The organism is Streptomyces sp. Tu 3180 (assembly GCF_009852415.1).
Taxonomy (GTDB): Bacteria; Actinomycetota; Actinomycetes; order Streptomycetales; family Streptomycetaceae; genus Streptomyces.
This window is the reverse complement of the sequence record NZ_WOXS01000002.1, coordinates 4038278-4052129: the sequence shown is the minus strand read 5'-3', so window position 1 is coordinate 4052129 and position 13852 is coordinate 4038278. Positions and strand designations below refer to the sequence as shown.

The 13852-nt window shown below is 71.2% G+C and carries 13 protein-coding genes and 2 tRNA genes; 8 read left to right on the top strand and 7 right to left on the bottom strand.

Annotated elements, in window-relative coordinates; translation table 11 throughout:
* Positions 1–15: 15 nt before the first annotated feature.
* From GL259_RS19135 to GL259_RS19115, 5 genes are all read right to left on the bottom strand, one after another.
* A complete protein-coding gene (locus tag GL259_RS19135) occupies positions 16–831 on the bottom strand; it encodes an ABC transporter permease (protein ID WP_159534418.1) in 816 nt (271 codons plus the stop codon).
* Entirely contained in the window at positions 828–1784 is a 957-nt protein-coding gene (locus tag GL259_RS19130) for an ABC transporter ATP-binding protein (protein ID WP_159534417.1), read from the bottom strand. Before GL259_RS19130 ends, GL259_RS19135 begins: the two co-directional genes overlap by 4 nt.
* A 132-nt stretch (positions 1785–1916) precedes the next feature.
* Positions 1917–1989, bottom strand: a tRNA-Gly gene (locus GL259_RS19125).
* 80 nt (positions 1990–2069) lie between these two features.
* Positions 2070–2141 (bottom strand) — tRNA-Gly (locus GL259_RS19120).
* A 164-nt stretch (positions 2142–2305) separates the two neighbouring features.
* Entirely contained in the window at positions 2306–2623 is a 318-nt protein-coding gene (locus tag GL259_RS19115) for an Lsr2 family protein (protein ID WP_159534416.1), read from the bottom strand.
* Between the two features lie 352 nt (positions 2624–2975).
* On the opposite strand from GL259_RS19115, the gene purS reads away from it, so the two are divergent.
* From purS to purM, 7 genes are all read left to right on the top strand, one after another.
* Positions 2976–3239, top strand: coding sequence for a phosphoribosylformylglycinamidine synthase subunit PurS (gene purS, locus GL259_RS19110; protein ID WP_159534415.1), 264 nt, complete (start codon positions 2976–2978; stop codon positions 3237–3239).
* Positions 3236–3916, top strand: a complete 681-nt coding sequence (purQ, locus tag GL259_RS19105; RefSeq protein WP_159534414.1) for a phosphoribosylformylglycinamidine synthase subunit PurQ — start codon at positions 3236–3238, stop codon at positions 3914–3916. The genes purS and purQ overlap by 4 nt, the downstream gene beginning before the upstream one ends.
* The gene (purL, locus tag GL259_RS19100) at positions 3913–6171 is read left to right on the top strand and encodes a phosphoribosylformylglycinamidine synthase subunit PurL (protein ID WP_159534413.1); all 2259 of its coding nucleotides are present in this window, start codon (positions 3913–3915) and stop codon (positions 6169–6171) included. The genes purQ and purL overlap by 4 nt, the downstream gene beginning before the upstream one ends.
* Before the next feature lie 163 nt (positions 6172–6334).
* Complete coding sequence (locus GL259_RS19095; protein WP_159534412.1) at positions 6335–7132, top strand: maleylpyruvate isomerase family mycothiol-dependent enzyme; 798 nt, start codon at positions 6335–6337, stop codon at positions 7130–7132.
* 49 nt (positions 7133–7181) lie between these two features.
* Complete coding sequence (locus GL259_RS19090) at positions 7182–7961, top strand: META domain-containing protein (protein WP_159534410.1); 780 nt, start codon at positions 7182–7184, stop codon at positions 7959–7961.
* 62 nt (positions 7962–8023) lie between these two features.
* The gene (purF, locus tag GL259_RS19085) at positions 8024–9550 is read left to right on the top strand and encodes an amidophosphoribosyltransferase (RefSeq protein ID WP_159534408.1); all 1527 of its coding nucleotides are present in this window, start codon (positions 8024–8026) and stop codon (positions 9548–9550) included.
* Between the two features lie 33 nt (positions 9551–9583).
* Positions 9584–10651, top strand: coding sequence for a phosphoribosylformylglycinamidine cyclo-ligase (purM, locus tag GL259_RS19080; protein WP_159534406.1), 1068 nt, complete (start codon positions 9584–9586; stop codon positions 10649–10651).
* Between the two features lie 94 nt (positions 10652–10745).
* Here purM and GL259_RS19075 read toward each other — a convergent pair whose 3' ends face one another.
* Positions 10746–10994, bottom strand: coding sequence for a DUF3073 domain-containing protein (locus tag GL259_RS19075; protein ID WP_159534404.1), 249 nt, complete (start codon positions 10992–10994; stop codon positions 10746–10748).
* A gap of 342 nt (positions 10995–11336) precedes the next feature.
* The gene (locus GL259_RS19070; protein WP_159534402.1) at positions 11337–12425 is read right to left on the bottom strand and encodes a Glu/Leu/Phe/Val dehydrogenase dimerization domain-containing protein; all 1089 of its coding nucleotides are present in this window, start codon (positions 12423–12425) and stop codon (positions 11337–11339) included.
* Between the two features lie 221 nt (positions 12426–12646).
* Here GL259_RS19070 and GL259_RS19065 point away from each other — a divergent pair, with 221 nt between their 5' ends.
* Complete coding sequence (locus GL259_RS19065) at positions 12647–13489, top strand: hypothetical protein (RefSeq protein ID WP_159534400.1); 843 nt, start codon at positions 12647–12649, stop codon at positions 13487–13489.
* The last annotated feature ends 363 nt before the right edge of the window (positions 13490–13852 follow it).

Sequence of the window (13852 nt, the reverse complement as noted above, 5' to 3'; positions counted from 1 at the left end):
CTGCCTCTTCGTACGTCAGCGCCTCGGCTCCCAGCGGAACCACCGCTGCACGGCGAACACCGCCAGCAGGGTCCAGGCCACCGCCGTCGCCAGGGTGCCCAGCGTCTCACCCGCCGACAGGTCGCCGGTGAAGCCCGCGCGCACCAGGGTCATGACGGGGGTGAGCGGCAGCAGCTCGCAGAAGGAGGCGAGCCGGTCGGGAAGGAACTCCAGGGGGATCATCATCCCGGAGCCCATCATGGAGACCAGCAGCAGCGGCATCGAGGTGACCTGGGCGCTCTCGGTGGTCCGGGTGAAGCTCGCGGTGACGGCGGCGAGCGCCGTGCACATCACCAGCCCCAGCAGCAGCCCCAGCACCGCCAGGTGGACCGCCGACGGGGCCGCCATGTCCAGCAGCACCACGCAGCCGGCGGCCAGCAGCAGCGACTGCGCGAGCCCCGTCACGGCGGCCGGGAGCGCCGATCCGGCCAGGATCTCGGCGTCCCGCAACTCACCGGTGCGCAGCCGCTTGAGGACGAGTTCCTCGCGGCGGGTGACGAAGACGCCGACGAGCGACGAGTAGACGGCGAACAGCAGCGAGAAGCCGATCGCGGCCGGCAGGACCACCGCGCCGACGGTGAGCCCGGCCTCCCCGAGATCCATGTCCTCGGCCCACACGCGCACGCTGAACGGCAGCACCAGCGGCACGAACAGCGCGGCGAAGAGGGTGCCCCTGCTCCGCCCCAGCAGCGTCATCTCGGCCCGGGCGAGGGACCCCATGCGCCCCAGGGGCGTCGTGGTCGCCGTGCCCGTGCCGCGCGTCCCCTTCGACGTGGTGACCGTCCCGCTCATGCCGCGTACTCCCGTTCTCCCGTGGCGGACGCCTCCCGGGCGATGCCCAGGAACGCCTCCTCCAGCGATGCGGACCGCACGTCCAGCCCGCGCAGTTCCACCCCGGCCGTCTCCGCCCACACCAGCAGTCTGGTGGCCGCCCGCTGCAGCTCACGGGTCCGCAGCCGGACCGTCCGCCCCTCCGTCTCGTGCCCGCACGCGCCCAGTTCGTCGAGCGGCGGCAGGTCGCCGAGGAAGTAGCCCTCGGGCAGTTCGAAGGTGATCCGGGACGGCTGCGCGGCGGTCACCTCGGCCGGGGTGCCGGTGGCGGCGATGCGTCCCTCGTGCAGGATCGCGAGCCGGTCGGAGAGGTTCTCGGCCTCCTCCAGGTAGTGGGTGGTCAGCAGCACCGTCGTGCCGCGCTCGCGCAGCGCGCTCACCAACTCCCAGGTGTCCCGGCGTCCTTCGGCGTCGAGTCCGGTGGTGGGCTCGTCCAGGAAGAGCACCTCGGGGTCGCCGAGCAGGGCGAGCGCCAGGTCCAGGCGCCGCCGTTCGCCCCCGGAGAGCTGCTTCACCCGCACGCCGGTCTTCTTCTCCAGCCCGACCAGCGCCAGCACCTCCCGCGGCGGGCGCGCCCCGGTGACGCAGCCGGCCCACATCCGCGCGGTCTCCGCGACGGTCAGCTCGGAGGGGAAGCCGCCCTCCTGGAGCATCACCCCGGTGCGGGGGCGCACGGCGGCCCGCTCGGTGTACGGGTCGTGCCCGAGGACGCGCACCCGGCCGCCGGCCGGTGCGGCGAGGCCCTCCAGCAGTTCGACCGTCGACGTCTTGCCGGCGCCGTTGGTGCCCAGCAGCGCGAAGATCTCCCCGTGGCGCACGGAGAAGTCGATCCCGCGCACCGCCTCGAACCCGTCCCCGTACACACGTCGCAGGCCGGTGACCTCTATCACGTGTTCGTGTTCGCTCGCTCGCATGACTCCATCGTCACCGCCCGGCGGGCGGGGCAGCAGTGCGCGCTGTCATTACCGGACATGACAAATGTCAGACGGCGGGGAGCGCGGGCACACGAGAAGGCCCCGGTCCGATGGACCGGGGCCTTCTTCCCGAGCGGACGACGAGGCTCGAACTCGCGACCTCAACCTTGGCAAGGTTGCGCTCTACCAACTGAGCTACGTCCGCATGGCTCCCGACCGGCTTTCACCGATCGGTGCAGTCACAAGCCTACCTGATCCACAGGAGTGGTCCGTACGGCTGTGCAGAGCGGGTGACAGGAATTGCACACTGCGCCTTCCCCCTGGAAGGGGGATGTTCTGCTACTGAACTACACCCGCATGTACTCCGTGAGCTGGGCCTTTCGGCCTCGCCCGGCGGCGTGTTCCAGACTCTAGCCGATCACCTGGGGTGCTGCGCAAGTCGGTTGTGCCGCGGGACGGGTGACCGGCCGTCGAGGCGGCCCTCCGGGCCTCCGGCGGGGCCGGTCACCGTCCGGGCCGGCTCACCGGGCCGCGGCGAACGCCTCGTAGACCTTCTTGGGGATCCGCCCGCGGGCGGGGACGTCCATCCGGTTCGCCTGCGCCCAGGCGCGCACGGCCGCCGGGTCGGGGGCGACCTCCGTCTGCCGGTACGCCTTGCCCGACCGGGACCGCTTGCGGCCGGCCTCCACGTACGGTGCGAGCGCCTTCCGCAGTTCGCCGGCGTTGGCTTCGTTCAGATCGATCTCGTACGACTTGCCGTCGAGTCCGAAGGCGATCGTCTCCGCCGCTTCCGAGCCGTCGATGTCGTCAAAGAGAGTGACCACGACCTTCTGCGCCACGAATATCGGTCCCTTCGTGCGGCATCTCGGTCCGGACGTCCGTGATGACGTGCCGGGACGTCACCGAGATGCCGTCTGTCCGCCTGTAATCGGGCAAAGTATCCGCTAACGGCAATTCATTTGTACAGTGCCCGGCAATGCAATGTGGAGACCGACTAAATCTGCCCGCGTGTCCGCGGCGCAATAGAGATGTGCGAGTGAATGCAGATCTTTCCCGGATCTTTTCCCTGGCGCCTCCCTGCGGTGGCGGACCGTGATCGGGCTCACGTAGATTCCTACAACTCTACTCGCGTAGAAATTTTGTGCGGGTAGTCTGAAGGAACCTGCTCAGCACCACACACCGGGAGTGCCAGTGGCACGCGTCGTAGTCGACGTCATGCTCAAGCCGGAGATCCTCGACCCCCAGGGCCAGGCGGTGCAGCGCGCACTGCCGCGGCTGGGTTTCGAGGGGATCTCGGACGTCCGTCAGGGAAAGCGATTCGAACTGGAAGTTGACGGGCCGGTCGACGAGGCCGTGCTCGCCCGCATCCACGATCTTGCGGAATCCTTCCTCGCCAACACCGTGATCGAGGACTTCACCGTCCGGGTCGAGGAAGTCGCGGAGGCAGCGAAGTGACCGCTCGTATCGGCGTCGTCACTTTCCCGGGCAGTCTCGACGACCGGGACACGCAGCGCGCGATCCGTGTCGCGGGTGCCGAACCCGTCTCCCTGTGGCACAAGGACAAGGACCTCAAGCAGGTCGACGCCGTGGTGCTGTGCGGCGGTTTCTCCTACGGCGACTACCTGCGCGCCGGGGCCATCGCCCGTTTCTCGCCGGTGATGGACACCCTCGTCGAGCAGGCCAGGGCGGGCCTTCCCGTCCTCGGCATCTGCAACGGCTTCCAGATCCTCACCGAGGCGCACCTGCTCCCCGGCGGCATGCTGGGCAACGACCACCTGCACTTCATCTGCCGCGACCAGAAGCTGCGGGTGGAGAACGCGGACACCGCCTGGACCACCGACTACACGGCCGGCCAGGAGATCCACATCCCGCTGAAGAACATGGACGGCCGCTACGTGGCCGACCGGTACACGCTGGACGCGCTGGAGGCCGAGGGCCGCGTCGCCTTCCGGTACCTGGACGTCAACCCGAACGGCTCGCTCAACGACATCGCCGGCATCACCAACGAGGCGGGCAACGTCGTCGGCCTGATGCCGCACCCCGAGCACGCCGTCGAGCCGCTGATCGGTACGGGCCGTACCGACGGCCTCCCGTTCTTCACCTCGATCCTCAAGAAGCTGGTCAACGCATGAGCCGGACGCCTCTGGACACGGTCGAGCACGCGGCCGCGACCCCCGACGTCGAGCTGCCCTGGGCCGAACTCGGCCTGAAGAAGGACGAGTACGAGCGGATCGTGGAGATCCTCGGCCGCCGGCCCACCGGCGCCGAGCTCGCCATGTACTCGGTGATGTGGTCCGAGCACTGCTCGTACAAGTCCTCCAAGGTCCACCTCCGCCAGTTCGGCGAGAAGGCCCCCGAGAACGACGCGATGCTCGTCGGCATCGGCGAGAACGCCGGCGTGGTCGACGTCGGCCAGGGCTACGCGGTCACCTTCAAGGTCGAGTCGCACAACCACCCGTCGTACGTCGAGCCCTACCAGGGCGCGGCCACCGGCGTCGGCGGCATCGTGCGCGACATCATCGCGATGGGCGCCCGCCCGGTCGCGGTCGTCGACCCGCTGCGCTTCGGCGCCGCCGACCACCCCGACACCAAGCGCGTCCTGCCCGGCGTCGTCGCCGGCATCGGCGGCTACGGCAACTGCCTGGGCCTGCCCAACATCGGCGGCGAGGTCGTCTTCGACGCCTGCTACCAGGGCAACCCGCTGGTCAACGCCGGCTGCATCGGCGTGATGCGGCACGAGGACATCCACCTCGCCAAGGCGTCCGGCGCCGGCAACAAGGTCATCCTGTACGGCGCCCGGACCGGCGGCGACGGCATCGGCGGCGCGTCGATCCTGGCCTCCGAGACCTTCGACGACGCCAAGCCGTCCAAGCGCCCGGCGGTGCAGGTCGGTGACCCCTTCCAGGAGAAGCTCCTCATCGAGTGCACCCTGGAGGCCTTCAAGGAGAAGCTGGTCGTCGGCATCCAGGACCTCGGCGCGGCCGGCCTGTCCTGCGCCACCTCCGAGCTGGCCTCCAACGGCTCCGGCGGCATGCGCGTCACCCTGGACGACGTCCCGCTGCGCGACTCCACGCTCTCGCCCGAGGAGATCCTCATGAGCGAGTCGCAGGAGCGCATGTGCGCGGTCGTCGAGCCCGACAAGGTCGACCGCTTCCTCGAGATCTGCGACAAGTGGGACGTCATCGCCACCGTCATCGGCGAGGTGACCGACGGCGACCGCCTGGAGATCTACTGGCACGGCGGCAAGATCGTCGACGTCGACCCGCGCACGGTCGCCCACGAGGGCCCGACCTACGAGCGCCCCTACGCCCGCCCCGAGTGGCAGGACGCGCTCCAGGCCGACGACGCGAACAAGCTGCCCCGGCCGCGGACGTCCGAGGAGCTGAGGGACCAGGTCCTCCAGCTCGTCGGCTCGCCCAACCAGGCCTCCAAGCAGTGGATCACCCAGCAGTACGACCGCTTCGTGCAGGGCAACACCGTCCTCGCCCAGCCCGAGGACTCCGGGATGATCCGCATCGACGAGGAGACCGGCCTCGGCGTCGCGATCGCCACCGACGGCAACGGCCGGTACGCCAAGCTCGACCCGTACACGGGCGCCCAGCTGGCCCTCGCCGAGGCGTACCGCAACGTGGCGACGACCGGCGCCAGGCCGCTGGCCGTCTCCGACTGCCTGAACTTCGGCTCCCCCGAGGACCCGGCGGTCATGTGGCAGTTCGCCGAGGCCGTGCGCGGCCTGGCCGACGCCTGCCGGCAGCTCGGCACCCCGGTGACCGGCGGCAACGTCTCGCTCTACAACCAGACCGGCGAGGCCGCCATCCACCCGACCCCGGTGGTCGCGGTCCTCGGCGTGATCGACGACGTGGCCCGCCGCACCCCCGTCGCCTTCCAGGAGGAGGGCCAGCTGCTCTACCTCCTCGGCGACACCCGCGAGGAGTTCGGCGGCTCGGCCTGGTCCCAGGTGGTCCACGACCACCTCGGCGGTCTGCCGCCCGAGGTCGACCTGGAGCGCGAGCGGCTGCTCGGCGAGATCCTGATCTCCGCCTCCCGCGACGGCATGATCGACTCCGCGCACGACCTGTCCGACGGCGGTCTGATCCAGGCGGTCGTCGAGTCGGCGCTGCTCGGGGGCAAGGGCGCGCGTCTGGTCGTCCCGGACGGGCTCGACGCCTTCACCTTCCTGTTCTCCGAGTCGGCCGGCCGCGCGATCGTCGCCGTGCCGCGCTCGGAGGAGGTCCGCTTCAACGACATGTGCGGCGCGCGCGGCCTCCCGGCCACCCGCGTCGGCGTCGTCGACGGCGACACGGTGGAGGTCCAGGGCGAGTTCGCGCTGACCCTTCAGGAGCTGCGCGAGGCGCACGAGCGGACGATCCCGGCCCTGCTGGCCTGATCACACCGCACCGTTGCGCACGGAGCCCCCGCACCGGTCCGCCGGGCGGGGGCTCCGCCGCGCCCGGCGTCCCGCCCACCCGGCACGGCGCCGGCGGTCCCGGAACGGCGGGGTCCGCGACGCACCCCGGCCGGCGCCCGCCGTCCCCGCATAGGCTTCCGCCATGCCACCGGCCAAGAAGCGCACCCGCTCCTACGACCCCGCCCGGATCCGCGCCGCCGTCCTGGCCCAGTTCGGGAACGTGCGGTCGGCCGTGCGCACCCTCACCCCCGAGCAGCTCGCCCTGCCCACCCGGCTCGGCGACTGGACGGTGCGGGAGCTGGCCGCGCACGTGACCATGGCCGTGGAGGCCGTCAGCCGCGGCCTCGACCGCGAGGAGCCCGCCACGGCCGATCTCGCCCTCCTGGACTGGCCCTCCGCCACCGCCGCCCGCGCGGGCGGCGTCGCCGACGGCACCCGCGAACTGGCCGCCGCCCACCCCGACCTCGACGCCCTCTACGCCGGCGCCGAGGAGCGCCTCGCCGCGTGCCTGGCCGACACCCCCGGCACCCGCCTCCTCGCCACCCGGACCGGCGCCCTCACCCTCGCCGACTACCTGGTCACCCGCACCGTCGAGTTCACCGTCCACACCGACGACCTGAACGCCGCCGTGCCCGGCCTCGGCATCCCGTACGACCGCCAGGCCCTCGCCGCAGCGACCCGGCTGCTGGCCGACGCGCTCGCCGCGAAGGCGCCCGGCGGCTCCACGGAGGTGCGGATCCCGCCGTACGCCGTCGTGCAGTGCGTCGAGGGCCCCCGGCACACCCGCGGCACCCCGCCCAACGTCGTCGAGACCGACCCGCTGACCTGGATCGCTCTGGCCACCGGGCGGCTGGCCTGGCCGGACGCCGTGGCCGGCGCCCGGGTGAGCGCGAGCGGCGAGCGGGCGGACCTCGGGCCGTACCTGCCGCTGACGGCGTGAGTCCCGGGCAGAAGGGGAACCGCCTGCTCCCCGGCTCCGTCGAATGGGCATGTACAGGCAGAAGCACAAGCAGCGCACGACCCTGACGGCCGCCCTGCTCGTCCCGTTCCTGGCGGCCTGTGGCAGCGAGAAGGCGGGCGGCGGCAGCGGCTCCGCCCGGGCGGAGGAACCGGTCACCGGCATCCGCTGGAGCGTCGACAGCGTCACCGTCGACGGGACCACGCACCGCGCCCCCGACGGCGCGCACGTCACCCTGGACGGCGAGGGCCGGGCCGAGGGCAGCTACGGCTGCAACACCTTCAGCGCCCGGGCCGCCCAGGACGGCGACCGGATCACGCTCAGCGACGCCACGTCCACCGAGATGGCCTGCGACGACAAGCCCATGGACTTCGAGCACGCGCTCTCGCGCACCCTCACCGACAGCGCCCTGAGGGCCCGCGTGAACGACGACCGCCTCACCCTCACCACCGACGCCGGCGACACCGTCCGCCTCAGCAGGAGCGAGGACGCCCCCCTGCACGGCACGAAGTGGACCGTCACCACCCCCGCCGCCGACGGCCGTGCCCACCTCACCTTCGACGAGCGCGAGCGCACCGTCTCCGGCAGCCTCGGCTGCAACAGGGTCGAGGCCGGGGCCACCGTGCGCGACGGCCATATCACCCTCGGCACGCCCTCCACGACCCGAATGATGTGCGAAGACTCACTCATGGCCGCCGAGAAGTCCCTGACGAAGCTCTTCGACGGCACGCTCACCTATTCCGTCGACCACCGCACGCTCACGCTGACCAGCGAAAACGGCACCGAGGTGCGCGCCGTCGCCGAGTCCTGACCCGCGAGCGGGGCCGCATCCCGCATTCGGACCAGTGGTCGATCTCGCCTACACTCGAAGACGTGCCACGTGGTGACGGACGACTCAACCACGACCTGCTCCCCGGTGAGAAGGGCCCCCAGGACGCCTGCGGCGTCTTCGGTGTCTGGGCTCCGGGCGAAGAGGTCGCCAAGCTCACGTACTTCGGGCTCTACGCCCTCCAGCATCGGGGTCAGGAATCCGCGGGTATCGCGGTCAGCAACGGCTCCCAGATCCTCGTCTTCAAGGACATGGGCCTGGTCTCCCAGGTCTTCGACGAGACCTCGCTCGGTTCGCTCCAGGGTCACATCGCGGTCGGACACGCCCGCTACTCGACCACCGGCGCCTCCGTGTGGGAGAACGCCCAGCCGACGTTCCGCGCCACCGCGCACGGATCCATCGCGCTCGGTCACAACGGCAACCTGGTCAACACGGCGCAGCTCGCCGAGATGGTCGCCGAACTCCCCAAGGAGAACGGCCGCGCCCCGAAGGTGGCGGCCACCAACGACACCGACCTGATCACCGCCCTGCTGGCCGGCCAGCGTGCCGCCGACGGCGAGCCGGTGACCGTGGAGCAGGCCGCGCACGTGGTCCTCCCGAAGGTCAGGGGTGCCTTCAGCCTCGTCTTCATGGACGAGAACACCCTCTACGCGGCCCGTGACCCGCAGGGCATCCGCCCGCTGGTGCTCGGCCGTCTGGAGCGCGGCTGGGTCGTCGCCTCCGAGTCCGCCGCCCTCGACATCTGCGGCGCCAGCTTCGTCCGCGAGATCGAGCCGGGCGAGTTCGTCGCCATCGACGAGAACGGCCTGCGCACCTCCCGGTTCGCGGAAGCGAAGCCCAAGGGCTGTGTCTTCGAGTACGTGTACCTGGCCCGCCCGGACACCGACATCGCCGGCCGGAACGTGTATCTCTCGCGCGTCGAGATGGGCCGCCGCCTCGCCAAGGAGGCCCCGGTCGAGGCCGACCTGGTCATACCGACCCCGGAGTCGGGCACCCCGGCCGCCATCGGCTACGCCGAGGAGTCCGGCATCCCCTTCGGCGCCGGCCTGGTCAAGAACGCGTACGTCGGACGTACGTTCATCCAGCCCTCGCAGACCATCCGGCAGCTCGGCATCCGCCTGAAGCTGAACCCTCTCAAGGAAGTCATCAAGGGCAAGCGCCTGGTCGTCGTCGACGACTCGATCGTGCGCGGCAACACCCAGCGCGCCCTGGTCCGCATGCTCCGCGAGGCCGGCGCCGCCGAGGTCCACATCCGGATCTCCTCGCCGCCCGTGAAGTGGCCCTGCTTCTTCGGCATCGACTTCGCCACCCGCGCCGAGCTCATCGCCAACGGCATGACCATCGAGGAGATCGGCACCTCGCTGGGCGCCGACTCCCTGGCGTACATCTCCCTCGACGGCATGATCGAGGCGACCACCATCGCCAAGCCGAACCTGTGCCGCGCCTGCTTCGACGGCGAGTACCCGATGGAACTGCCCGACCCCGAGCTCCTCGGCAAGCAGCTCCTGGAGACCGAGCTGGCCGCCGGCACCGCCGCCCCGGCCGCGGTCGACGCGATCCGCCGCCCGTAAGCCCTGACGGACGACACGAAAGCTCTCACAGTCATGTCCCAGAACACTGGTGCCAGCTACGCCGCGGCGGGCGTGGACATCGAGGCGGGCGACCGCGCGGTCGAGCTCATGAAGGAGTGGGTGAAGAAGACGCGGCGCCCCGAGGTCCTCGGCGGCCTCGGCGGCTTCGCCGGCCTCTTCGACGCCTCCGCCCTGAAGAACTACGACCGCCCGCTGCTCGCCTCCGCCACGGACGGCGTCGGCACCAAGGTCGACATCGCCCGGCAGCTCGGCGTGTACGACACCATCGGCCACGACCTGGTCGCCATGGTCATGGACGACATCGTGGTGTGCGGTGCCGAGCCGCTGTTCATGACCGACTACATCTGCGTCGGCAAGGTGCACCCCGAGCGCGTCGCCGCCATCGTCAAGGGCATCGCCGAGGGCTGCGTGCTGGCCGGATGCGCCCTGGTCGGCGGTGAGACGGCCGAACACCCGGGCCTGCTGGGTCCGGACGACTTCGACGTCGCCGGCGCCGGTACGGGCGTCGTGGAGGCCGACCGGCTGCTCGGCGCGGACCGCATCCGCGAGGGCGACGCGGTGATCGCCATGGCGTCCTCCGGTCTTCACTCGAACGGGTACTCCCTCGTCCGGCACGTGCTGCTGGACCGGGCCGGACTCGCCCTGGAGGGCCGGATCGACGAACTGGGCCGCACCCTCGGCGAGGAGCTGCTGGAGCCCACCAGGATCTACTCGCTGGACTGCCTGGCCCTGATCCGCACCACCGAGGTGCACGCCTTCAGCCACGTCACCGGCGGCGGCCTCGCGGCCAACCTGGCCCGGGTCGTCCCGGACGGGCTGCACGCGGTCGTCGACCGCTCCACCTGGACCCCCGCCCCGGTCTTCGACCTCGTCGGCAGGACCGGCTCGGTCGAGCGCCTGGAGCTGGAGAAGACCCTCAACATGGGCGTCGGCATGATCGCGGTCGTGCCGCAGGAGTCCACGGACGTGGCGCTGGCGACGCTGGCCGACCGCGGCGTGGACGCCTGGGTGGCCGGCGAGGTCACCGCCCGCGGTGAGCACACGACCGGCGCGGCCCTCGTGGGCGACTACGCGAACTGAGCACCGCCACGCTGCCCGCGCCTGCGACGGGCGGGCAGCATGAAACCCGGTCGGTGACCGTCAGTCACCGACCGGGCTGATGCTCAGTGCAAGGTCAAGCGCCGCGACGCTGTTGCGGGGACTGGTCGTCCTCGTCCTCGTCGTCGTCCTCGTAGAGGTCGGCGTACCGTGCGTACAGGTCGTCGTCTTGCTCATCGGCCTCGAAGTGGTCACCGTTCGGTGACTGGTTCGATGTCGATGCGCCCAGCTCCTCGGCCAGGCGTGCGAGGTCCGTCCCACCGCTGTTGTACTTCAGCTGGCGGGCGACCTTCGTCTGCTTGGCCTTGGCCCGGCCGCGCCCCATGGCTCGACCCCCTCAACGACGGGGCTCGACGGCCCCAGAGTCTTGACACGCGTTCATGGTCCAGAACGGACTCCCCACGGAGAGGCCGGTCTGTAGAGCTTCCACGGTACCTGAGCCCGCGCCCATACGGTACGTCGCCCGCATGACGTGCCCGCGCCCAGACCTTCGAGACGTCCCGTCCTCGCTGGTCAAACGCGATTTTAACCACTTATCGGCGGTCGACCCGCCGGAAGAAGTGAGAGTTCTCTCCAAGTGCCCCCGGCGGGTACCGGCCGAACACGCGCGGGCGCCCGCTTCCGGGCGCCCGCACACATCTCGTGCACGCCTCGCGTCACCCGGGCGTCACGCCACCGGACGCGCCTCCGCCATCCGCTGCTCGGCGATCCGGTCGGCCGCGGCGGCCGGCGGGATCCCGTCGGCCTTCGCGCGCGCGAATATGGCGAGCGTGGTGTCGAAGATCTTCGCCGCCTTCGCCTTGCACCGGTCGAAGTCGAAGCCGTGCAGCTCGTCGGCGACCTGGATGACGCCGCCGGCGTTCACCACGTAGTCCGGCGCGTAGAGGATCCCGCGGTCGGCGAGGTCCTTCTCCACGCCCGGGTGGGCGAGCTGGTTGTTCGCGGCGCCGCAGACCACCTTGGCGGTCAGCACCGGCACGGTGTCGTCGTTCAGCGCCCCGCCGAGCGCGCAGGGGGCGTAGACGTCCAGGCCCTCCGTGCGGATCAGCGCCTCGGTGTCGGCGACGGCCGTGACGCCCTCGAGGTGCCGGTCGAGGATCCGCCGCACGGCGTCCTCGCGCACGTCGGTGATGACGACCTCGGCGCCCTCGGCCCGCAGGTGCTCCACCAGGTGGTGGCCGACCTTGCCGACGCCCGCGATACCGACCTTGCGGTCGCGCAGCGAGGGGTCGCCCCACAGGTGCTGGGCGGAGGCCCGCATGCCCTGGTAGACGCCGAAGGCGGTGAGCACCGAGGAGTCGCCGGCGCCGCCGTTCTCGGGGGAGCGGCCGGTGGTCCAGCGGCACTCGCGGGCCACGACGTCCATGTCGGCCACGTAGGTGCCGACGTCGCAGGCGGTGACGTAGCGGCCGCCGAGCGAGGCGACGAACCGGCCGTAGGCCAGCAGCAGCTCCTCGCTCTTGGTCTGCTCCGGGTCACCGATGATCACGGCCTTGCCGCCGCCGTGGTCGAGGCCGGCCATGGCGTTCTTGTACGACATCCCGCGCGCCAGGTTCAGCGCGTCGGCGACGGCCTCCTCCTCGGTCGCGTACGGGTAGAAGCGGGTGCCGCCGAGGGCGGGGCCCAGTGCGGTGGAGTGGATGGCGATGACGGCCTTGAGGCCGCTGGCACGGTCCTGACAGAGCACGACTTGCTCGTGGCCTCCCTGGTCCGAGCGGAACAGGGTGTGCAGGACGCCGTCAGATACGTCGGTCACTGTGGTGACTCCTGAGTAAGTAGCGGCGGGTGGGAGTAGCTTCCCGTACGGGTGGCGGGGGCTGTGAGCATGAGATTAGAGCCTGGCGCGCCCACAGGGAGCACCGTGGCGAGGATCACCTCCGACCGGAGTACGCCGTGCGTCGGTTTGCGCGTATTTCCCGCGTGTCCGCGAGCGGGGCCCGCAGGTTTTCGCGACGGCCCACGGGGGAGGGAGCAGGCGTGCCCAAGGTGACCTCGGTGATCGTCCCCTACGCGACCTACCTGCGCGTGTACGAACCGCTGGCCGCCTTCCCCGAGCCGGAGCGCGGCCACTGGGCCCGTTACGCCCGCCGCCCCGACCGCCCCTCCTACCAGGACGAACTCCGCCGGGCACTGGCCGACCTGGCCCCCACGCCGCCCGTACCGGTGCCGGTGCACGAGAGCGACGACGCGTTCGTGCTGGAGATCGACGGCGTGGTGTGCGTGTGCCCCTGGCGCACCCGGCTGCGCGGCTGGCAGGCCCTGGGGGAGGTCGCCGAGGACTTCCCCCCGCCGGTCCTGGACGCGCTGCTCCCTCCGGTCGTACGGCGCCAGGCGGCCCAGGACTACGAGCACTGGCTGGCCGGCCACCCGGACGCCCGGCCCTGGATCCGCACCTCCACCTGGCAGGTGCCGATCAACTGGTTCGTGCTGTTCGCGGACGAGGAGCGCGAGTACGCCGAGGGCGCCGCGGGCGAGGCGCCCGTCCTGCGCTACCGGACGCCCATGGTCCAGGCCCGGCGGCGGGTCGCGCGGGGGCTGCGGGCCCTGCGCGACGCGGTGGGGGAGGGGCTGCTGATCGACGGCCTCGTCGACGTCGGGCGCTGGCTCGAGGAGTTCCACCCGCGCTCGCTGGTCGAGCTGGACTACGGCGGTCTGGTGCACGCCCTGCCGGCCGGCGTGCTGAAGGACGACCACTCGGCGGCGGACGCGGCCGAGGGGATCGCGGCGCTGCGCCGCGGCGACGACGAGGGCGCGGGCGCCGCGTACGGGCGGCTGGTCGAGCGGTGGCGGACGGTGCGGGACCTGCGCTCGGCGAACTGACGTTTGACCAAACGCCCTTCTTGGGGTTTTGTCTTCGCCCTGAGGTTCCGTCAACACGGGCCCGACAACGGACGTAGAAGCCGATCCGGGCGTATGCCCCAAGCGCGCCAAGCGTGACGGACCGCACGTACGCGGCTCTTGCGCCCCTTGCCCTTCCTCATGCCAAAATAGGACAAGGAGTCCGGGGAGGACTCCTCCGTCCCGCTGTGCTCCATTGTGGGCGGAATCTCAGCATTGCACGCTTTGGGGGGTCCGGTGCCTCCTGATCACCGCTGTGACTGATCGTCACAGCGGTGTGACTGTCCGCTATGGCATGGTCCATCGGCTTCCGCGGCTGATGAACACCTGGGAGGGCAATTCCAT

Excerpts from the sequence above, each read along its gene's own strand:
- GL259_RS19135 (WP_159534418.1), bottom strand. The coding sequence starts at position 831 with ATGAGCGGGACGGTCACCACGTCGAAGGGGACGCGCGGCACGGGCACG.
- GL259_RS19130 (WP_159534417.1), bottom strand. The coding sequence starts at position 1,784 with ATGCGAGCGAGCGAACACGAACACGTGATAGAGGTCACCGGCCTGCGA.
- purL (WP_159534413.1), top strand. The coding sequence starts at position 3,913 with ATGAGCCGGACGCCTCTGGACACGGTCGAGCACGCGGCCGCGACCCCC.
- GL259_RS19095 (WP_159534412.1), top strand. The coding sequence starts at position 6,335 with ATGCCACCGGCCAAGAAGCGCACCCGCTCCTACGACCCCGCCCGGATC.
- GL259_RS19090 (WP_159534410.1), top strand. The coding sequence starts at position 7,182 with ATGTACAGGCAGAAGCACAAGCAGCGCACGACCCTGACGGCCGCCCTG.
- purM (WP_159534406.1), top strand. The coding sequence starts at position 9,584 with ATGTCCCAGAACACTGGTGCCAGCTACGCCGCGGCGGGCGTGGACATC.
- GL259_RS19075 (WP_159534404.1), bottom strand. The coding sequence starts at position 10,994 with ATGGGGCGCGGCCGGGCCAAGGCCAAGCAGACGAAGGTCGCCCGCCAG.